Origin of the sequence: Necropsobacter massiliensis (assembly GCF_000827595.2) — a bacterium.
Classification (GTDB): domain Bacteria; phylum Pseudomonadota; class Gammaproteobacteria; order Enterobacterales; family Pasteurellaceae; genus Necropsobacter; species Necropsobacter massiliensis.
This window is the reverse complement of the sequence record NZ_LN776189.1, coordinates 273842-292950: the sequence shown is the minus strand read 5'-3', so window position 1 is coordinate 292950 and position 19109 is coordinate 273842. Positions and strand designations below refer to the sequence as shown.

Annotated in this window: 20 protein-coding genes; 7 read left to right on the top strand and 13 right to left on the bottom strand. The window is 48.8% G+C overall.

Annotation, left to right across the window (positions count from 1 at the left end):
* The 4 genes from pilQ to BN3349_RS10060 all read left to right on the top strand — a co-directional run.
* A partial coding sequence (gene pilQ, locus BN3349_RS10075; protein WP_040977182.1) for a type IV pilus secretin PilQ occupies positions 1 to 1146 on the top strand: 1146 nt, incomplete at its 5' end.
* A 161-nt stretch (positions 1147 to 1307) separates the two neighbouring features.
* Positions 1308 to 1835: a shikimate kinase AroK gene (gene aroK / locus BN3349_RS10070; protein ID WP_040977180.1), complete on the top strand. Its 528-nt coding sequence runs from the start codon at positions 1308 to 1310 to the stop codon at positions 1833 to 1835.
* A gap of 22 nt (positions 1836 to 1857) precedes the next feature.
* The gene (gene aroB, locus BN3349_RS10065) at positions 1858 to 2946 is read left to right on the top strand and encodes a 3-dehydroquinate synthase (protein ID WP_040977178.1); all 1089 of its coding nucleotides are present in this window, start codon (positions 1858 to 1860) and stop codon (positions 2944 to 2946) included.
* A 4-nt stretch (positions 2947 to 2950) separates the two neighbouring features.
* Positions 2951 to 3802 (top strand): Dam family site-specific DNA-(adenine-N6)-methyltransferase, encoded by an 852-nt coding sequence (locus BN3349_RS10060; protein WP_040977177.1) that lies wholly within the window; start codon positions 2951 to 2953, stop codon positions 3800 to 3802.
* A 103-nt stretch (positions 3803 to 3905) separates the two neighbouring features.
* Here the strand turns inward: BN3349_RS10060 and dmsD are convergent, their stop codons facing one another.
* Positions 3906 to 4520 carry a Tat proofreading chaperone DmsD gene (gene dmsD / locus BN3349_RS10055; protein ID WP_040977176.1) on the bottom strand — a complete coding sequence of 205 codons (615 nt, stop codon included), beginning with the start codon at positions 4518 to 4520 and terminating at the stop codon, positions 3906 to 3908.
* 25 nt (positions 4521 to 4545) lie between these two features.
* Positions 4546 to 4872 carry a DciA family protein gene (locus tag BN3349_RS10050; RefSeq protein ID WP_040977175.1) on the bottom strand — a complete coding sequence of 109 codons (327 nt, stop codon included), beginning with the start codon at positions 4870 to 4872 and terminating at the stop codon, positions 4546 to 4548.
* Positions 4873 to 4980: 108 nt separating this feature from the next.
* On the opposite strand from BN3349_RS10050, the gene secM reads away from it, so the two are divergent.
* The 3 genes from secM (at position 4981) to mutT (ending at position 8546) form a co-directional block, all read left to right on the top strand.
* A complete protein-coding gene (secM, locus tag BN3349_RS10045) occupies positions 4981 to 5295 on the top strand; it encodes a secA translation cis-regulator SecM (RefSeq protein ID WP_040977173.1) in 315 nt (104 codons plus the stop codon).
* A gap of 81 nt (positions 5296 to 5376) precedes the next feature.
* Positions 5377 to 8085, top strand: coding sequence for a preprotein translocase subunit SecA (secA, locus tag BN3349_RS10040; protein WP_040977171.1), 2709 nt, complete (start codon positions 5377 to 5379; stop codon positions 8083 to 8085).
* A gap of 62 nt (positions 8086 to 8147) precedes the next feature.
* Positions 8148 to 8546, top strand: coding sequence for an 8-oxo-dGTP diphosphatase MutT (gene mutT / locus BN3349_RS10035; protein WP_040977170.1), 399 nt, complete (start codon positions 8148 to 8150; stop codon positions 8544 to 8546).
* A 15-nt stretch (positions 8547 to 8561) separates the two neighbouring features.
* Here the strand turns inward: mutT and holA are convergent, their stop codons facing one another.
* The 11 genes from holA to pyrR form a co-directional block, all read right to left on the bottom strand.
* Entirely contained in the window at positions 8562 to 9599 is a 1038-nt protein-coding gene (gene holA, locus BN3349_RS10030) for a DNA polymerase III subunit delta (protein WP_040977169.1), read from the bottom strand.
* Positions 9596 to 10102, bottom strand: coding sequence for an LPS assembly lipoprotein LptE (gene lptE, locus BN3349_RS10025; protein ID WP_040977167.1), 507 nt, complete (start codon positions 10100 to 10102; stop codon positions 9596 to 9598). The genes holA and lptE overlap by 4 nt, the downstream gene beginning before the upstream one ends.
* A gap of 80 nt (positions 10103 to 10182) precedes the next feature.
* A complete protein-coding gene (leuS, locus tag BN3349_RS10020) occupies positions 10183 to 12765 on the bottom strand; it encodes a leucine--tRNA ligase (protein ID WP_040977166.1) in 2583 nt (860 codons plus the stop codon).
* A 379-nt stretch (positions 12766 to 13144) separates the two neighbouring features.
* Positions 13145 to 13429, bottom strand: coding sequence for a heavy-metal-associated domain-containing protein (locus tag BN3349_RS10015; protein ID WP_245853801.1), 285 nt, complete (start codon positions 13427 to 13429; stop codon positions 13145 to 13147).
* Entirely contained in the window at positions 13426 to 13782 is a 357-nt protein-coding gene (locus BN3349_RS10010; RefSeq protein WP_040977164.1) for a mercuric transporter MerT family protein, read from the bottom strand. The genes BN3349_RS10015 and BN3349_RS10010 overlap by 4 nt, the downstream gene beginning before the upstream one ends.
* Positions 13754 to 14863: a transglutaminase-like domain-containing protein gene (locus BN3349_RS10005; RefSeq protein WP_040977162.1), complete on the bottom strand. Its 1110-nt coding sequence runs from the start codon at positions 14861 to 14863 to the stop codon at positions 13754 to 13756. The genes BN3349_RS10010 and BN3349_RS10005 overlap by 29 nt, the downstream gene beginning before the upstream one ends.
* Positions 14864 to 14983: 120 nt before the next feature.
* Positions 14984 to 15616 carry an HI_0552 family protein gene (locus tag BN3349_RS10000; RefSeq protein WP_040977161.1) on the bottom strand — a complete coding sequence of 211 codons (633 nt, stop codon included), beginning with the start codon at positions 15614 to 15616 and terminating at the stop codon, positions 14984 to 14986.
* A gap of 72 nt (positions 15617 to 15688) precedes the next feature.
* The gene (gene apaH / locus BN3349_RS09995; RefSeq protein WP_040977160.1) at positions 15689 to 16510 is read right to left on the bottom strand and encodes a bis(5'-nucleosyl)-tetraphosphatase (symmetrical) ApaH; all 822 of its coding nucleotides are present in this window, start codon (positions 16508 to 16510) and stop codon (positions 15689 to 15691) included.
* Between the two features lie 55 nt (positions 16511 to 16565).
* On the bottom strand, positions 16566 to 17432 hold the full coding sequence (gene rsmA / locus BN3349_RS09990; protein WP_040977223.1) for a 16S rRNA (adenine(1518)-N(6)/adenine(1519)-N(6))-dimethyltransferase RsmA: 867 nt from the start codon (positions 17430 to 17432) through the stop codon (positions 16566 to 16568).
* 83 nt (positions 17433 to 17515) lie between these two features.
* Positions 17516 to 18457: a peptidylprolyl isomerase gene (locus BN3349_RS09985; RefSeq protein ID WP_040977158.1), complete on the bottom strand. Its 942-nt coding sequence runs from the start codon at positions 18455 to 18457 to the stop codon at positions 17516 to 17518.
* Between the two features lie 68 nt (positions 18458 to 18525).
* Positions 18526 to 19068, bottom strand: coding sequence for a bifunctional pyr operon transcriptional regulator/uracil phosphoribosyltransferase PyrR (gene pyrR / locus BN3349_RS09980; RefSeq protein WP_040977156.1), 543 nt, complete (start codon positions 19066 to 19068; stop codon positions 18526 to 18528).
* Positions 19069 to 19109 lie beyond the last annotated feature (41 nt).

Genomic DNA, 19109 nt, shown 5'->3' with positions numbered 1-19109 from the left:
CAGCTTGAGTTATGGCGGGAAAATAACATTTATTATCTCGGCAAAGTTGCCAGCGAAACGCCCGCACAGCTTGCCGCCACGCCGCTGTCGGAGATATCTGCACTGCTTCCCGTTGCCGAAACGCCAGCGCTGACCACCACATCCGTCAAGCTGCATTATGCGAAAGCGGCCGACGTGATGAAATCGTTAACCGGCGGCAGCGGTTCGTTATTATCAGCGAACGGTAGTATCGCGTTTGACGAACGCGCCAATCTATTACTGCTGCGCGATGAAAAACAAATCGTCCAGCAACTTAAACGCCTGATTGCCGACATGGACAAACCGATTGAACAAATCGCCATTGAAGCGCGCATTGTCACGATCAGCGACGAAAGCCTGAAAGAATTAGGCGTGCGCTGGGGTATTTTGAACGCTACGGAAACCAGCCATAAAATCAGTGGCAGCCTGAATGCCAACGGATTTGACAATATCACCGATCAACTCAACGTGAATTTCGGCACGGCAACGACTCCGGCAGGCTCCGTTGCGCTGCAAATCGCCAAAATCAACGGTCGATTACTGGATCTGGAATTAACCGCGCTGGAACGAGAAAACAATGTCGAAATCATCGCCAGTCCACGCCTGCTGACGACCAATAAAAAAAGCGCCAGTATCAAACAAGGAACGGAAATCCCTTATCTTGTCAGCAACACTAAAAACGATATTCAATCGGTGGAATTCCGTGAAGCGGTGTTGGGGCTGGCGGTTACGCCGCACATTTCACGGGACGATACCATATTGCTGGATCTGGTTGTCAGCCAGAATTCACCAGGCAATCGGATCGCATACGGACACAGTGAAGTCGTCTCCATTGATAAACAGGAAATTAATACGCAAGTATTTGCCCGCAACGGCGAGACCATCGTATTGGGCGGTGTTTTTCACGATACGATAACCAAAGGCACCGACAAAGTGCCACTGCTGGGCGACATTCCGCTGGTAAAACGCTTATTCAGCAAGGAAAGCGAGCGACATCAAAAGCGGGAGTTAGTCATTTTTGTCACACCGCATATTCTACAGCCCGGACAGCGCCCGGAGAATTTCAGCGTAGAAAAAAACACACTCAAAACAGACCGCACTTTAAAAATTTCCCGCGATAGGAAATAAATCCGTCCGGAAGGTTGAAAAAGGTAAGCATTTATTGCGATAATCTCACTTATTTTTTGGGTGATCTTTTGACAGCCACATTTTTATACTTTGTGGTTGCGTTTTTTATTTGGTGAAAAGATCAATTTGTTTTAATTAATTTAAAGAAGAATAAACAAGAAATGGCAGAAAAACGTAATATTTTCTTGGTCGGACCAATGGGTGCCGGTAAAAGCACCATCGGTCGTCAGTTGGCACAGCTCCTCGGCATGGACTTTATTGATACGGATACGGAAATTGAGCAGCGTGCCGGCGCCGACATTAGCTGGATTTTCGATGTGGAAGGCGAAGCCGGATTTAGAAAACGCGAAGAGCGCATTATCAACGAACTCACCCAGAAACAGGGAATCGTGCTTTCCACCGGCGGCGGCGCAGTACTATCTAAAGACAATCGTAATCATTTATCCGCACGCGGTATCGTGATTTATCTGGAAACCACGGTAGATAAGCAATTCCAACGCACGCAGCGCGATAAAAAACGCCCGCTGTTGCAAAATGTGGAGGATCCGCGGCAGGTGCTGGAAGAACTGGCGCAGATCCGTAATCCGCTGTATCGCGAAGTCGCGGACATTACACTACCGACGGACGAACAAAGCGCCAAAGTGATGGCGGGTCAGATCGTCGATTTAATTGAGAATTTCAACGGCTAATTGTTACCAAAAGGAAATCAGTATGTTGTGCGTTAACGTGGAATTAAAAGAACGCGGTTATCCTATTCGTATCGGTGCAGGATTATTATCGGATCCGGCGGCATATCCGCTCCGGCGCGGGGATAAGGTCATGATCGTCACGAATCCGACCGTCGCACAATATTATCTGGCAGCTGTGACGGCAACACTGGAAAACATCGGTTGTATCGTAGAACAAGTACAACTGCCGGACGGAGAAAAATACAAAACGCTTGACTCCCTGAATCTGATTTTCACCGCCTTGTTGAAATCCAACCACGGCAGAGATACCACCATTATCGCATTAGGCGGCGGGGTGATCGGTGACGTAGCAGGTTATGCGGCGGCAAGCTACCAGCGCGGCGTGCGCTTTATTCAAATTCCGACCACCTTGCTGGCCCAGGTGGATTCTTCCGTCGGCGGCAAAACCGCCGTTAATCATGCGCTGGGTAAAAATATGATTGGCGCCTTTTATCAGCCTTGCGCCGTGATTATCGACACCCTGACGTTGAACTCACTGCCCAAACGTGAAGTGAGCGCCGGTCTGGCGGAAGTCATAAAATACGGCGCAATTTTGGATTACGGCTTTTTCAAATGGCTGGAACAGCACATGAACGCCCTAGTCGCGTTGGATCAGACGGCGCTGCAACAATGTATCGCCCGTTGCTGTCAGCTGAAAGCCGATGTAGTTGCCCGTGATGAAACGGAACAAGGCGAGCGCGCTTTACTGAATTTGGGGCATACTTTCGGGCATGCGATTGAAACGCATCTCGGCTACGGCAACCTGCTACACGGCGAAGCGGTGGCGATCGGCTGTATGATGGCTGCGACATTATCGGAAATGCGCGGAGATCTGACTTTCGACGAAGCGGCACGGCTGGAAAAACTGCTGGCCCGTGCCAATCTACCGACCGTCTCACCGGATACGATGCAACCGGAGGATTATTTGCCGCATATGATGCGCGATAAAAAAGTGTTGGCAGGCAAATTACGTCTGGTATTGCTAAAATCATTAGGTCGGGCTTACGTTACGACCGATATCGATCAAGCATCGGTTATCGCGGCAATCCGTCGCTGTTCGCAAAACGACTGACCGAATGCAGCCGCCCCGTTCCCCAGTAAAATCCCGTCTAAAGCACCGCCCTTTTCTGAAATGGGCGGGCGGCAAATTTCGTTTAACCGAAGAAATCAACAAGCTGTTGCCTAAAAAAAAGCAGTGTCTAATTGAACCTTTTGTCGGTGCCGGTTCGGTTTTTCTAAACAGTCAGTTTGAACGCTATGTGCTGGCAGATATAAATCCCGATTTAATCAATCTGTTTAATATCGTAAAACAGGATGTCGAGCATTATATTGACGCCTGCCGCGTGCTGTTCGCTCATCCCGATGCCAACAGCGCGGCGTACTATTATCAGCGACGGGAGCAGTTTAACCGTTCACAAAACAGTTTTGAACGTTCGGTCTTATTTCTGTATCTGAACCGTTTCGGCTTTAACGGACTTTGTCGCTATAACTCAAAAAACGAGTTCAATGTGCCTTTCGGCAGCTATAAAAAACATTATTTTCCAGAAGCGGAACTACGTTATTTTGCTCAGAAAGCACAAAGTGCGGTGTTTATTTGTGCAGATTTTCAGGAAGCCTTTAAATTCGCCGACGAACATTCAGTAATTTATTGCGACCCGCCCTACGCGCCGCTGACGCAAAACAGCAACTTCACCGGTTATGCTGGCAACGAATTTTCGTTGCTGCATCAGCAAACCCTCGCTGCACTGGCAAAACAAACGGCAAGCGAACGAAAAATTCCGGTGATTATATCCAATCATGATACCCGCTTTACCCGTGAAATCTATCAGGGAGCAAAATTAAAACGGCTGAAAGTACAACGTTCAATCAGCCAATCGTCACTGCAACGCGTGAAAGTCAATGAACTGATTGCACTGTTTAAAACCTAAAGGGGCGTTATGGATTATCTGGATTTGGTACTGCAACATTACAAATACAGCAAATTGCGCTAAAAGTCGGTAAAAACATTTTTTGCGCAACGATAACGTGAATCTAACGATACAGTGGCATGGCTTTTACCTGTAGTCCCATGGCTTGTCGCCAATAATCGAGTAAGGCGTCCGCCAGCAGCGCCAGCCCGGCATAAAAATCCGAAGTCTGCTGTTCAGCAAGCAATGTCAAAAAACGATGACTCCACGGCAGCAAATGTTGCGTCAGATATTCTGCCAATAAGTGCGGTTGATTTTCCGCCAGAAAAGCCAGCAGCATTAACATTAAACCGAAATGGTCTTCCGGTTGATTGCAAGGCAATGACAGTTCAATGCGGTTTTTCTGTAAGAAATCCCGCATGTCCAATAATGAAGAAGCGACGCTCGTCGCCTCCTTATCCAGATACGCCGATCCCCATGGCGGTGCGGGCAGCTTGTTCGCCCCGACAAACAACTGCTGATATTGTGCGGTCAGTTGTTTTACATCGGCTGTACTGCGAATAAATGCGCTCTGAATACGTGCGATGCGTTGCGGTGCGAGAAAACCGACATCAGTCTGCCAGTTTTCCTGCTGAAAAAATGTGATCAGCCATTGATTTTGTTCGTCTTGCGGCGCGTAATAAAACAGCGAGCCCAGAATCCTTCCGAAATGAGATATTGAATGATAAATATCCTGCATTGCCTGTCCTTATCCAAAAAGTCAATCACCGTGCAGTATGTCGTGCCAGTTCAGGGTTGATTTTAAAGATCAAGTGCCGCACCTGCGGATAATCCCGCTGAACCAATGCCAATAATTCTTGTTGTCTGAACAACAACCCTTGTCGCACCATGCCGTTCGCCGTATCAATAAACAATTTGTCCTGCGCCAAATGCGCTGCCCGATAAAGCCCCTTAAATTGCTCAGGAAATAGCCGTTGGATCTGTTCGTTCAGATTATGCACCAGCAAGCCCTGCTGCATAATGCGCGCCAATTCGGAATGTTCCAGCACATCCTGCACATTAACCGGTTTATGGTATCGCGTGGATTTCATTGACTTGTTTTACCCGTTTTTGTCCCAATATTTGCAACGATGATGAGACATTGTAGCGAATTTCGGCTACAATGGTGCAGTTTTTTTAATGGGCAACACGAATATCCGATGACGTCAGCAAAAGGCAAGCAGCATTTCTGGTCGCGATTACTATTAAGTATGATCGCGATTTTTGCCTTGCCTGTCGCACAGGGACTGGAAACATCAGGTCTGAATGCGGAGAATTATGCAAACCAACAACGTCAGGCACAACAGCAAATTCAGCAGGCTGTTTCACTGGTCAGACAAGTGCATCGTCAGCCGTTACAGCGCCCACAATATAGCCTGAATGAACGGCAAATAATCGGTGAAAATCGACCGCACTTTTGTCATCGTCCCTTTTACGCCCATGCGCCAATCCGTGCTGGACCGGCAGCGATCTAGTTTATTTATTCCTTTATCCGAATTCGCAGTTTAGCCAAGGGTTAAACTGCACCGATTAATTTTATTTAGAAAAGAAAAATCATGTTAAGAACTATTGCAACTAAAATCTTCGGCAGCCGTAACGAGCGTATTTTACGCCGCTTAAATAAACAGGTTGCCAAAATCAATAAACTGGAACCGGAATTTGAAGCCCTAAGCGATGAACAACTGCGGGCGAAAACAGCGGAATTTCGCAAGCGGTTAAGCGACGGCGACAAACTCGAAGATCTGATTCCAGAAGCCTTTGCGACCGTACGTGAAGCCAGTAAACGCGTATTGGGTATGCGTCCGTTCGACGTGCAGCTGATCGGCGGGATGGTGTTGAATAACCGTTGTATTGCGGAAATGCGCACCGGTGAAGGTAAAACGCTGACAGCAACCTTGCCTTGTTACCTTAACGCCCTCAGCGGCAAAGGCGTACATGTGGTCACGGTGAATGATTACCTTGCCCGTCGCGATGCCGAAACCAACCGCCCATTATTTGAATTTTTAGGTATGACTGTGGGCGTCAACATACCGGGGCTGGCACCGGAAGAAAAACGTGCTGCTTACGCCGCCGACATTACCTATGCAACCAACAGTGAATTGGGTTTTGATTATCTGCGCGATAATTTGGCTCACTCGGCGCAGGATCGTTTTCAAAAACAACTGCATTACGCTCTCGTGGATGAAGTGGACTCGATCTTGATTGATGAAGCGCGCACCCCGCTGATTATTTCCGGTCCGGCTGAAGATAGTTCGGAATTATATATTGCCATCAACAAGCTGATTCCGCTGCTAATCAAACAGGATAAAGAAGACAGTGAGGAATATCAGGGCGACGGCGATTATACGCTGGATCTGAAAAGCAAGCAGGCTTATCTGACGGAACGCGGTCAGGAAAAAATTGAGCAATGGCTGATTAAACAAGGGTTGATGAGCGAAACCGAATCCTTATACTCGCCGTCGAAAATTACATTGCTGCACCATGTGTATGCTGCATTGCGTGCCCACACGCTGTTTGAACGCGATGTGGATTATATCGTAAAAGACGGTGAAATCGTCATCGTCGACGAACATACCGGTCGTACCATGGCGGGACGTCGTTGGTCGGACGGTTTGCATCAGGCAATTGAGGCAAAAGAAGGAGTGGCGATTCAAAACGAAAACCAGACCGTTGCCTCCATTACTTACCAAAACTATTTCCGTCTGTATGAAAAATTAGCCGGTATGACCGGTACGGCGGATACGGAAGCCTTTGAATTCCAGCAAATTTACGGACTGGAAACCATCGTCATTCCGACTAATCGTCCGATGATCCGCGATGATCGTACCGATGTGATGTACGAAACCGAACAATATAAATTTGATGCGATTATTGAAGACATTAAAGACTGTATCAGCCGCAACCAACCGGTGCTGGTCGGAACAATCTCCATTGAAAAATCGGAGTTACTGTCCGCCGCATTGGATAAAGCTGGTATCAAACACAATGTGCTGAACGCGAAATTCCATGCGCAGGAAGCGGAAATTGTCGCCAATGCAGGTTATCCGGGCGTGGTTACCATCGCCACCAACATGGCGGGACGCGGAACGGATATCATGCTCGGCGGCAACTGGAAAGCGGAAGTGGCAAAACTAGACAACCCGACGGCGGAACAAATCGACGCCATTAAACAGGCTTGGCAGGAACGTCATGATATTGTCAAACAGGCGGGCGGGCTGCATATTATCGGTACGGAACGACATGAATCGCGCCGTATCGACAACCAGCTGCGCGGTCGTTCCGGTCGTCAGGGCGATCCGGGTTCATCTCGTTTCTATCTTTCTTTAGACGACGCCTTAATGCGCATTTACCTAAACGAAGGCAAACTGAACATGATGCGCAAAGCGTTCAGTACGCCGGGCGAAGGCATGGAGTCCAAACTGCTGGCTAAAGTAATTGCCTCGGCGCAAGCAAAAGTAGAAACGCACAACTTTGACGGACGTAAAAACCTGCTCGAATTTGACGATGTCGCAAACGATCAGCGTCACGCCATTTATGAACAGCGTAATGTGTTGCTGGATAACGACGATATTTCCGACACCATCGATGTGATCCGCAAAGACGTCTTTAACAGTGTTATTGATCAATATATTCCGCCGCAATCGCTGGAAGAAATGTGGGATATTCCAGCACTGGAACAGCGCCTGAAACAAGACTTCGCCTTGGATTTACCGGTCGGTCAATGGCTGGAAGAAAATAACGCGCTACATGAAGAAACCCTGCGCGAACGCATTGTTGAAGCCGCCGCAGCGGAATATAAACGCAAAGAAGAGTTGGTCGGAGCCGAAACCATGCGCAACTTTGAAAAAGGCGTCATGCTGCAATCTCTTGATGAACTGTGGAAAGAACATTTGGCCGCTATGGATCATTTACGTCGTGGTATTCATCTACGCGGTTACGCGCAAAAAGATCCGAAACAGGAATACAAAAAAGAATCCTTCCAGATGTTTACCGAAATGCTGGATGCATTGAAACTGAATGTGATCACGACGTTAAGCCGGGTACAGATCCGCACACAGGAAGAAATTGCCGAAGCGGAGCGTTTACGTCAGGCAGCGGCACAGCGTGAGCAGGCGGCAATGAACTATCACGCACCGAATGCGCAACCGCACGAAACTGACGACGCTGCACCGGAACAAGGGCGTAAAATCGGGCGCAATGAGCCTTGTCCTTGCGGTTCGGGCAAAAAGTACAAACATTGCCACGGCAGCCGGGCAAAACATTAATCAACCCGATAAATGCGGTAAAACTTTTCGGTTTTACCGCATTTAATACAGGGAATAAACACATGACAAAACCACTTATCCACGTTGCTGCCGGCATTATCCGCAACGAATTCGGACAACTCTATCTGACCCAGCGTCTTGAAGGTCAGGATTTTGCGCAAGCACTGGAATTCCCCGGCGGCAAAGTCGATGCAGGAGAAAGTCCGGAACAGGCGTTAGTACGCGAACTGGAAGAAGAAATCGGCATTCTCACCCTAAGTGCGGTGCTGTTTGAACGATTTTTATTTGAATATCCGACCAAGCTCATTCACTTTCACTTTTATCTGGTAGAACAATGGGTCGGCGAACCGTTTGGACGGGAAGGTCAGAGCGGCATGTGGATTGCTCAATCAGAACTGGATGCGGGTCAATTCCCGCCGGCGAACGCCAAACTGATTCAGCGCCTACTGGCAGAAAGCTGAATGATACCTGTCATGCTAGCAGCACATTTGTGCCGACAGATGTGCCAGCTTCTCCCACAGATCATCACTAAACTCCTCTTTTGCCGCACGTTCAAGCTCCGCCAGTTGCTGCACCAATAAATACAATTTACGGTAAGTCAAACGCTGCACCGCCTGCACAAACAACGGACGGCGGTTCTGCCAGACTTTTAAGCGATCAAAACGTTCGCGCAACTGCGCTGTCGGCAACGGCGCATCAATGCCCGCATCATGCTGCTGCGGTTGAGTCAGGGTTAATAGCGTGATTAATTCACGCTGTAAGGTACGCAGCAGAATAATCGGTTGCACCGCCTCGCCCTGCAATCCCGCCAGAATATGCCTTGCCCGCTGAAGTTTGCCCTCCAACAGCGCATCAATCCATTGAAACGGGGTAAATACCGAAGACTGCTCCACCACAGTCTTCACCCGAGCAAAGCTGAGTTTGCCGTCAGGATAAAGCAACGCCAGCAATTGCAAGGTCTGCTTTAATGCCAGCAGATTATTTTCATAACTGTAACACAACAGCTGCACGGCATCCTTATCAAGCTCCAAGGTCATCGTTTTCGCCCGATGCGCAATCCAACGCGGCAATTGTTCAATGGTCGGAGTCTGGCAATTCACCAGCACACTTTGCTCGTCATATTGGTTAGCGCGTACAAACCAATCCTGTTTTTCAATCGGCTTGCTCAGTCTGCTGAGTTGTATAATCAACAACACATCGGCATTCAATAAACCGATGAGTTCCAGCAAGTTTTTTTGTAAAAGTGCGGTCAGATTTTCGGCTAAATTTAAACTGATGATCTGACGATTAAAAAATAACCCCAACGACTGCATACGCTCAAATAAGGCATTCCAGTCGGTAGTATTATCAATCGTAAATTCGGCTTTTTCATCAAATCCCTGCGAGAAAGCCGCATGCGTAATTAAATCGCGACTTTCCGCAAGCAATAAAGGATCCTGTCCGACTAAATAATAGATTGAGGACAGCTGATGGGTTAAAGTGCCGGCGAGTTGTTCCGTAAAAATACGGTTCATTCTTTTCCTTTCACTTGATACTGTAGCGCCACCATTTTGGTAATCAGCTGGCGGGCGGCCTGCTCGCGCATATCGTTCCAAATAACCTCTTTTTCCGCCGATTTAGCCAACGCCGCACGGGAATTGTCAAAGAATGTGCGATTGACTTTAGCGGAAATCGGATAAGCCGCCTTATTCGGCAGCTGCACGGCAGCCTGCACTTCCAGAATCAGCATCTTTTCTGCTTCACGTCCGCGTTTGAAAATTGACGCCACTTCGTCGCTGGTTGTGCTTTTGTTAATCCGCAGAATCGGCACATCGGATTTTCCGTCAACCAAACGGACATTATTGGCTTGCAATTGGTGACGCACCGCCATCGTCATCGGACCATACTGATCGCTACTTTCCAGACGGAGCGTTTTTAATTCCGGCGGAATCAGTTCCCCGTTCTGAAAATGAAACCCACAGGCGGTTAATGCCGTCAATGCGGCAGCCATTAACATGATTTTGCATGATTTAAACATAATTGATTCCTGATCTTGAGCAAACTGGAAATAATAATCCGGGCTAACAGCGAAGGGCGGACGCGCCGCCCGAGGATAAATTATTTTGCCACAAAGCTGAGCAATTTACCCGGTACGTAAATCACTTTATTGAGCGTTAAGCCGTCAAGGAATTTCGCCACATTCGCATCTGCCAACGCAAGCCGTTTAATTTCCTCTTCCGCCATATCCGCCGGCACGGTAATTCTGGCGCGCACTTTGCCGTTAACCTGCACCACAACCAGTTTTTCATCGTCAATCATGGCCTGTTCATCGGCGACGACCCAAGGGGCAAAATCAATGGTCTGCTGGTTGCCGAGCTCTTTCCATAGCTGGAAGCAAATGTGCGGGGTAATCGGATACAGCATGCGCACCACGGCACTTAACGCCTCTGCCATAACCGCCCGATCCTGCGCATCCTGCAACGGCGCTTTGGTTAATTTATTCATCAATTCCATAATCGCCGCAATGGCGGTATTAAAGGTCTGGCGGCGACCGATATCGTCACTGACCTTAGCGATGGTTTTATGTACATCGCGGCGCAACGCTTTCTGAGCGCCGGAAAGTGCGGTCGGATTTAACGCGGTTTCTGCCGGATTTTTGCTGTATTCAACGGCTAAATTCCATAAACGGGTCAGAAAACGCTTCGCACCTTCAACCCCGGACTCCTGCCATTCCAGCGTCATCTCTGCTGGCGAGGCGAACATCATAAACAGGCGCACCGTGTCCGCACCGTATTTTTCCACCATTTCCTGCGGATCAATACCGTTGTTTTTCGATTTGGACATTTTGGTCATGCCACTGTGTACCAGTTCGTGACCTTCATCGTCAACGGCTTTCACGATACGACCTTTTTCATCACGTTCCAGGGTCACCTTGGTCGGCGACACCCAAATCCGTTCATTGGTCGGGCTGGTGTAATAAAACGCATCCGCCAGCACCATCCCCTGACACAGCAGTTTTTTGGTCGGTTCATCGCTGCTGACCAAGCCGGCATCGCGCAATAATTTGTGGAAGAAACGGAAATACAGCAGGTGCATGGTCGCATGTTCAATGCCGCCGATATATTGATCCACCGGCAGCCAGTAATTAGCCTCTTCACTGTCCAGCATGCCTTGCTGATAATCCGGGCAAGTATAGCGCGCATAATACCAAGAAGATTCCATAAAGGTGTCGAAAGTATCGGTTTCTTTCAATGCCGGCTGACCGTTATAGGTGGTTTTCGCCCAGTTCGGATCCGCCTTAATCGGGCTTTTCACACCATCCATCACCACGTTTTCCGGTAAGATAATCGGTAAATCCGGCAACGGTGCAGGCACTACATCACCGTTTTCCAACGTCAGCATCGGAATCGGTGTGCCCCAGTAACGCTGACGAGAAACACCCCAGTCGCGCAGACGGTAATTGACCTGACGTTTGCCCACGCCCATCGCTTCCAGTTTATCGGCAATGCCATTGAACGCTTGCTCAAAATCCAAACCGTCGAATTCCGCCGAATTCACCGCAACGCCGTGTTCGGTGAAAGCCGCTTTGCTTAAATCAATGCTTTCACCGTGCGCCGGGGCGATAACCTGTTTAATCGGTAACCCGTATTTGGTGGCGAATTCATAGTCGCGCTGATCGTGCGCCGGCACCGCCATCACTGCGCCCGTGCCGTAGTGCATCAGGACAAAATTAGCCACCCAAACCGGTACTGCTTCGCCGGTAATCGGGTGAATCGCATTAATTCCGGTCGCCATACCTTTCTTTTCCATGGTGGCAAGTTCGGCTTCGGCAACTTTAGTATTTTTGGCTTCCTGAATAAATGCCGCCAGCGCAGGATTATGCCGCGCTGCTTTTTCCGCTAGCGGATGCGCCGCCGCTACCGCCATGTAGGATACCCCGTAAAACGTATCCGGACGGGTGGTGTAGACTGCCACGCTGTCATCAGAATTTTCAATCTTGAACGTAATTTCCACCCCTTCGGAACGACCGATCCAGTTGCGTTGCATGGTTTTCACCATATCCGGCCATTCCGGCAGATTATCCAGTCCGCCCAGCAGCTGATCCGCATAATCGGTAATTTTCAAAAACCACTGCGGAATCTCTTTTTGTTCCACCGGCGTATCGCAACGCCAACAGCAGCCTTCGTGTACCTGTTCGTTCGCCAGCACAGTTTCATCATTCGGGCACCAGTTCACCACAGAAGTCTTTTTATACACCAGCCCTTTTTGGTAAAGTTCACCAAAAAACTGCTGCTCCCATTTATAATATTCCGGTTTGCAACTGGTTAATTCGCGATCCCAGTCATAGCTGAAACCCAGCGCTTGCAACTGGTTTTTCATATACGCGATATTTTCATAAGTCCACTTTGCCGGCGCCGTATTATGTTTGACCGCCGCGCCTTCTGCCGGAAGACCGAAGGCATCCCAGCCCATCGGTTGCAATACGTTTTTCCCGTTCATGCGCTGATAACGGGAAACCACATCACCGATCGTATAATTGCGCACATGCCCCATATGCAGGCGACCGGAAGGATACGGCCACATGGAAAGGCAATAATATTTTTCTTTATTGTTATCTTTAACCGCTTTAAACGTTTTATTGTCACGCCAATATTGCTGAATTTCCGGTTCGATCAGATCGGGACGGTATTGTTCTTGCATAGTTGTACCTTTAAAAATTCTTAAAAAAACGACCGCACTTTTGCGGTGGAAATTGACTTGGAAAATGGCGTATAGGATAGCCTAAAACAGGGAAAATTGACAGAACTTTAGGGACGGTCGACAATTTATTTCCCATTCATTCGACACGATAAAAGCAGCGCCGGCAAGACTTAGCATTTCCCAAAGAGCGCCTGCCGGATAAAAAGTGCGGCGGTTTTTGCAACCGTTTCAAGCCGGGCATAAAACAGCGCTTTCCCAAAGCCTCATCGCGACAAATCAATTTTAAGCGTGATGCAGGATGCGCTGAATACCAAAAATGCCCTCGCTCGCTGGCGCCAAAGGAATACAATCCGCTGAATTTGCCTAGCGAGCTGCCTTATCATTCCACCAGTTCTGCGTGATATTGCAGCTTATCCACCGCCTGAATCAACTGTTGCGGTTCCAGCTGTGGTCGGACTGTAACCTTCACCGATTGATCCTTAAAATTCGCCTTGGTTGCAAGCACGCCGTCAACCGCACGCAATTCTTTATTCACCAAATACACGCACAGCTGGCAGGTCATTTGCGGAATTCTCAACACCAGCTGCTTTTCAGCCTGCGCGGCGACCGCAGCGCTAAACAAGCACATTGCAAGCATGGCAATCATTGATTTTTTCATCATCATTCCTCCAATATCCAAGGCAAAAAGGTCGGATAAAATAAGAAAAACAAAATCAGCACGAAAACGATCCAGTACAACAGGATCAAACTGCGCCGGGACAGATACTTGCTGCAAACAATGCGCTTGGAAAACAGCAATAACCAGAATCCATAACCAAACAGCAGTAATGAAATGACCAGCATCGGCACGCGCAGAAACGCCAAACGGTTCAGCCCGATCAACCATGCTGATGATACGCCAAACGCCAGATAAATCAGCGGCGCAATGCAGCACAAGGTCGAAGTAACGGCGGCCGTCACCGCCGTCAGACACACCATAAGAAAACGATTATTGCTGTTTTTCGGCGATAAATTCATAGCTGAACGCTTGCGGGTCAAAAGAATTCAACGGATCGCCACCAACCTCGGCATAGGGATAACCGAAATTATTCAGCAACGTCATTTCACCTGCCGGATAGAGTTCAAAATCGCGCCCGTGATTAAAGCCGATCCAGTTCATTTCCCAGTTACCGAACAGATATTGCGCCACCGCCTGCGTATCGGCATCGTCAACCGCTTTTTTCTCCGCCAAGCGCATTTTTGCCACATCAGCGGAATCTACCGGCACCCAGCCGAATCCCGCCAGATAAAACTCGGCGCGACAATGCTGTGCTGCGCTGACATTAGCAACGCCTTTTTCATCGGCGCTACCGAATGCGTTTGTGGAATATTTCGCCATTTTCGGCGCCGCGCCTAACCGAATACCGAACACTTCTCTGGCGGGAATGCCGGCGGCCCGCGCCAGCGCCACAAAAACGGAATTAATATCGGTGCATTTACCGCGTAATACGCCGCTGGTCAGTATTTTTTCCACATCGCCGTCACCGCAGCCAAGCACGCTGTTATCGCGTTCCATATTCCGAATAATCCACTGATGAATCAGCTCGGCTTTTTTCAGCGGATCGGTCTGCGCCCCGACAATCTTATCGGCATATTCCTTAACGATACCGTCGGTTTTAATATGCGGCGTCGGCTTTAGGTATTGCGCCACATCCACCGAATAATGAATATTCTGTGGCGCCTGATAATCGGTCAGCGCCCCGCTCAACCCCACTTCGCGGTCTTTGGTACGCACTTCTAACACAATTTTCAGCTCTCGTTTCGACGCCTGTTCATCCCAGTCGGCATACAAGGTTTTCGCCCCGTAGGCATTATTTTCCGTGATGTAAGCATGACGGTAATTCCCCTCGTAACGCACGGATTTCACATCCTGATAATCGTGATTAAACGGCAACGGAACCCATAATTTGGTTTCGCCCGTCGAACCTTGCGGAACGGCAATATTAAAGGATTGGATTAATCGGTAAGTGTGTTCGGTGGTATTCGGATTGTGCAGTTCAACAGCTGAAGCGAAAACGGCGGCACAAGAAAGTGCGGTCGCCAGAAACAGTTTTTTCATAAGTATTCCCTGATAGATAATAAACAAACTTGTTATACATCCTTGCATTTATTGATGCCAATATTGATATCAAGAAATGCCTGCTAAGCATAAGCGAAAACGTAGCAAAAGGGAATTGGTTTATTGATGGCATTTTTCATACAACGGGGCGAGTTCCCGTATAGTGCGGGCGATAAATGCAACAACGTCGATATCGTCCAACTGCGCTTTTTCCAGATTTTTACCGATACACCAGAAATCGCCGTCATCGCGCAAGCTGAGATCCGCCGCGCAGCATGCTCCAAGCTGGCGGAAATCGGCATATTCGCTGTCGTCGCCACGCCAAATATCAAACTGCGCATAACGCTGAAAATCCAGATTCTCCAGCCAGCGATTATATTGTGCCAGGCTGATTTGCGAGCGATCAGCGCGGTAACAATGCCAGTCCAAACTGACCGAAAGACGGCGGCTGTTTAAAATCACCGATAAAATCGCCGCCGAATTCAAATTGAATTCATATTTAAAATAAGCGAAAAAATGCCCGCGCACCTGCCAACCGTTCGTCCAGCTTTCGATATGCGGCTTAGCAAATGGCGTGCCAAGTTCGCCCGCAACCTGTAAAATGCAGCGTTTCCAATGATCCCAATGGCGTTTGTAATCAGCCTTGATGCGAGGAATATCTTCAGGGCAGAATTTTTTCATTTGTGCAAACTGAAAAAACGGGAGCCTAAACAGTTCGCAGCTGGCGGAACAAATCAGCGGTTCATTTGGCATAAAAACTTCCTATCACAATAACGAAAATAAGCGAATTTCCGACCGCACTTTACGCGGTGTTTGTCGCCCGCGTTAAGCGTATTCTTTCAGCGCCGGCTGAGTGAAATAGCGCTTATCCTCCCAGCGCAGCATAGTCATCCAGTTGCCCCACACACAGCCAGTATCCAGCGCGTAAATATGCGGCGGAGTCGGCGTGTTCAGCAAACTTGCCCAATGCCCGAACACGATATTTTGCTGCGCATATAACGGATTATCCAGCTTAAACCACGGCGTCAGCTCGTCCGGCGCCTGCTGCGGTGGCGCTTTGCAGTCAAAATCCAAACGGTGATCGCGATAGCAGAAACGCATACGGGTAAACACATTAATGCTGTAACGTAAACGTTCCATGCCCTGTAATGCCGGCGACCAGCGGGCGGGCGAGTTTTCGTACATCTGTGCAATCATAGTGGCATAATCACCGTCACGCAGCACCTGCTCCACTTCTGCCGCACAGGCTTTTGCCGTCGCCAAATCCCAGTCCGGCGCAATCCCGGCATGTACCATGACAAATCCCGCCTGCTCGTTATGCACTAGCAGTGGCTGTCGGCGCAGCCAGTCGATTAATTCATGAAAATCCGGCGCGCTGAAAATGGCGTCCACCCGATCGCGCGGTTTGATCTTTTTTATCCCAAGTGCGGTGGAAATCAGGTGTAAATCGTGATTACCCAACACCGTATGCGCACATTCGCCCAAGGATTTCACCAAGCGCAAACATTCAAGCGATTTATCACCGCGCGCCACTAAATCGCCCACCAGATATAATTGATCCTGCCGCGGATCAAAATTGACGTTATCCAGCAGTTGCCGTAATTCGTCATAACAGCCTTGTAAATCACCGACTAAATAAGTTGCCATCAGATTTATCCGTTCCTGTCGTTACAATGATGTCGCCGCTTGTTGCGCGCCTGAGTTATCCCTGCGCCTCGTTGAGTGCGGCGGAAATTGCCGTCTCAGCCGGCGGATTATCCGCCAACCAATTTGCCAGACGGGCATAATCGGCAACACTGAGATTTTCCGCCCGAGCATTCGGATCAACGTCAAGTGCGGTCAGATTTTGCTCAGAAAATAAAGTGGAAAGCGCATTGCGCAAAGTTTTGCGCCGTTGATTAAATGCCTGCGTACAGACGCGATTCAGCCAAGATAGTGCTTTGACCGGATGCGGCAATTGCGCGTGCGGCACCAACCGAACAACCGCGGAATCCACTTTCGGCGCCGGTTTAAAGGCGCTCGGCGGTACCTCAAGCACCGGCAGCACCTGACAAAAATATTGCGCCATCACCGTCAAGCGGCTGTACGCCTTGCTGTTTGGTGCGGCACACAGACGTTTCACCACTTCTTTTTGCAGCATAAAGTGCATATCCTGAATAATGTCATGATAATCAAACAGATGAAACATCAGCGGGGTGGAAATATTGTACGGCAGATTACCGAACACGCGCAGTTTACGATTTTGCTGCGCCAAGTGTTCATCTGCATACAATTTGCGGAAATCAAACTGCATCGCATCGCTTTCAATGACATTCAGTTTCTGGTGTAAAAACGGATGATGGCGCAAACGTTCAGCTAAATCGCGATCCAGTTCTATTACGGTTAAACGCGCCACCCGCTCCGCCACCGGCTCAGTGAGCGCGCCCAGCCCTGGACCAATTTCCACTAAAAACTGCTCTTGCTGCGGGTAAATCGCCATCACGATATTCTCAATCACTTGACTGTCATGCAGAAAATTTTGCCCGAAACGCTTGCGGGCGGTATGTCCTAAATGTTTTTTCGAATTCATATTGCCGTGTTCAATGATAAAAGTGCGGTCTATTATAAAACAAAATCCCGGCATTTTCGCCGGGATTGAGAAATTCGTACCGATTAGTTGAAATATTTGATTTCCGCATGCTTACGCAACGCGCTAACCCAGTCTTTCGATGCGCTCTGTAGCTGCTGATTCACGATTTGCTCATAAGCTTTCTGCATATAGGCATCCTGTGTGCGATCGCCCTGACGGGTATCGGTGACTTCCAGAATATGCCAACCGAACTCCGTTTTGAACGGTGCGGAAATCGTACCCTGTTTGGTGGTTTGCACGGTTTTGGCAAAAGCGCCGACATAAGCCTCGGGGAAAGCGAAACCTAAGCTGCCGCCATTCGCGCCGGAAAGATAATCTTTGGAATATTTTAACGCCGCATCGGCAAAGCTGATTCTCCCGGCGATAATATCGGAACGGATTTGAGTAAGCTGTGCTTTCGCCTGCGCATCGTTTAACAACGGGTTTAATTTCAACAGAATATGGCGCACCTGATATTCCGTGCCGGTCACTTTCTTCTCGGTGCCGGTTTCTTTTGCCTGTTTCAGCATTTTTTGTCCCAGCGCCTGCACTTCTTCACGGGTAACATCAACACTTTTACCGATGGCTTGATTACGCACTTCCGCCATCAGCAGCTGATTGGCGATCTGGCGGCGATAATGCTGATAACTGATTCCCTGATAATCCAACGCATCCAACAGCTGACCGAACGTCAGACCGTTTTGAGCGGCAATACCCTCAATAATCTGATCCACTTTCGCTTCACTAACTTTCACGCCGGATTCTTTAATCGCCTGATTGACCAGCATATCGTCGATAATCGAATTGAGTGCCGACTGACGGTTAACATCCGTATTCGCGCGTTTGCCCAACGCCTGTTTTACCTGACTTTCCAGAATTGGCGTACCGTTCACCGTCGCCACGCCCCGCTCCGCCGCCTGTGCGGCAGAAACCGCCAATAAACCGATGACAGTCAGAAAAAACGCTCTTAAATTCAATGCTTTCATATCTAGCCCATTCTTCAATTAAAAATTACCATTGTTAGAGTATTAATTTGTCAAAAGGTTCCGCCGATTTATGCAGAAATCAGCGCCACTTCATAGCAGTTATCGAATTTCATGGTACGCACTTGCACTTTTTCGCTGCGGCTAGTCGGTACGTTTTTGCCCACATAGTCCGCCCGAATCGGCAGCTCGCGATGCCCACGATCGACAAAGATCACCAGTTCCACTTTCGCCGCCCGACCGAAATCGATCAACGCATCCAGCGCCGCGCGGATTGTGCGTCCGGTAAACAGGACATCATCAATTAAAATCACCGTTTTATTTTGGATACTAATATAGTCGGATGCACCGCTATAGACCGGCGATTGGTTTTGCGGTTCCACATATTCGAGATCATCGCGGTAAAACGTAATATCCAGATCAATGGAGGGCAATTCCGCGCCGGTCAGATCCGCGATTTTACGTTTAATCAACTCCGCAATTTCCGCCCCGCGTCGCTTCACCCCGACAATCACCAGATCGCTTAAATCCTGATGCTTTTCAATAATTTCATGGGCAATGCGTGAAACGGTACGCATAAACCGATTTTCATCAATAATAATTTTTTCCGCCATTGAGATTCCTGCTAAGCATAATAAAAAACAGCTGCTACTAT

Coding starts and splice junctions, on each gene's coding strand:
- aroK (WP_040977180.1), top strand. CDS start 1,308: ATGGCAGAAAAACGTAATATTTTCTTGGTCGGACCAATGGGTGCCGGT.
- aroB (WP_040977178.1), top strand. CDS start 1,858: ATGTTGTGCGTTAACGTGGAATTAAAAGAACGCGGTTATCCTATTCGT.
- BN3349_RS10060 (WP_040977177.1), top strand. CDS start 2,951: ATGCAGCCGCCCCGTTCCCCAGTAAAATCCCGTCTAAAGCACCGCCCT.
- dmsD (WP_040977176.1), bottom strand. CDS start 4,520: ATGCAGGATATTTATCATTCAATATCTCATTTCGGAAGGATTCTGGGC.
- BN3349_RS10050 (WP_040977175.1), bottom strand. CDS start 4,872: ATGAAATCCACGCGATACCATAAACCGGTTAATGTGCAGGATGTGCTG.
- secM (WP_040977173.1), top strand. CDS start 4,981: ATGACGTCAGCAAAAGGCAAGCAGCATTTCTGGTCGCGATTACTATTA.
- secA (WP_040977171.1), top strand. CDS start 5,377: ATGTTAAGAACTATTGCAACTAAAATCTTCGGCAGCCGTAACGAGCGT.
- mutT (WP_040977170.1), top strand. CDS start 8,148: ATGACAAAACCACTTATCCACGTTGCTGCCGGCATTATCCGCAACGAA.
- holA (WP_040977169.1), bottom strand. CDS start 9,599: ATGAACCGTATTTTTACGGAACAACTCGCCGGCACTTTAACCCATCAG.
- lptE (WP_040977167.1), bottom strand. CDS start 10,102: ATGTTTAAATCATGCAAAATCATGTTAATGGCTGCCGCATTGACGGCA.
- leuS (WP_040977166.1), bottom strand. CDS start 12,765: ATGCAAGAACAATACCGTCCCGATCTGATCGAACCGGAAATTCAGCAA.
- BN3349_RS10015 (WP_245853801.1), bottom strand. CDS start 13,429: ATGATGATGAAAAAATCAATGATTGCCATGCTTGCAATGTGCTTGTTT.
- BN3349_RS10010 (WP_040977164.1), bottom strand. CDS start 13,782: ATGAATTTATCGCCGAAAAACAGCAATAATCGTTTTCTTATGGTGTGT.
- BN3349_RS10005 (WP_040977162.1), bottom strand. CDS start 14,863: ATGAAAAAACTGTTTCTGGCGACCGCACTTTCTTGTGCCGCCGTTTTC.
- BN3349_RS10000 (WP_040977161.1), bottom strand. CDS start 15,616: ATGCCAAATGAACCGCTGATTTGTTCCGCCAGCTGCGAACTGTTTAGG.
- apaH (WP_040977160.1), bottom strand. CDS start 16,510: ATGGCAACTTATTTAGTCGGTGATTTACAAGGCTGTTATGACGAATTA.
- rsmA (WP_040977223.1), bottom strand. CDS start 17,432: ATGAATTCGAAAAAACATTTAGGACATACCGCCCGCAAGCGTTTCGGG.
- BN3349_RS09985 (WP_040977158.1), bottom strand. CDS start 18,457: ATGAAAGCATTGAATTTAAGAGCGTTTTTTCTGACTGTCATCGGTTTA.
- pyrR (WP_040977156.1), bottom strand. CDS start 19,068: ATGGCGGAAAAAATTATTATTGATGAAAATCGGTTTATGCGTACCGTT.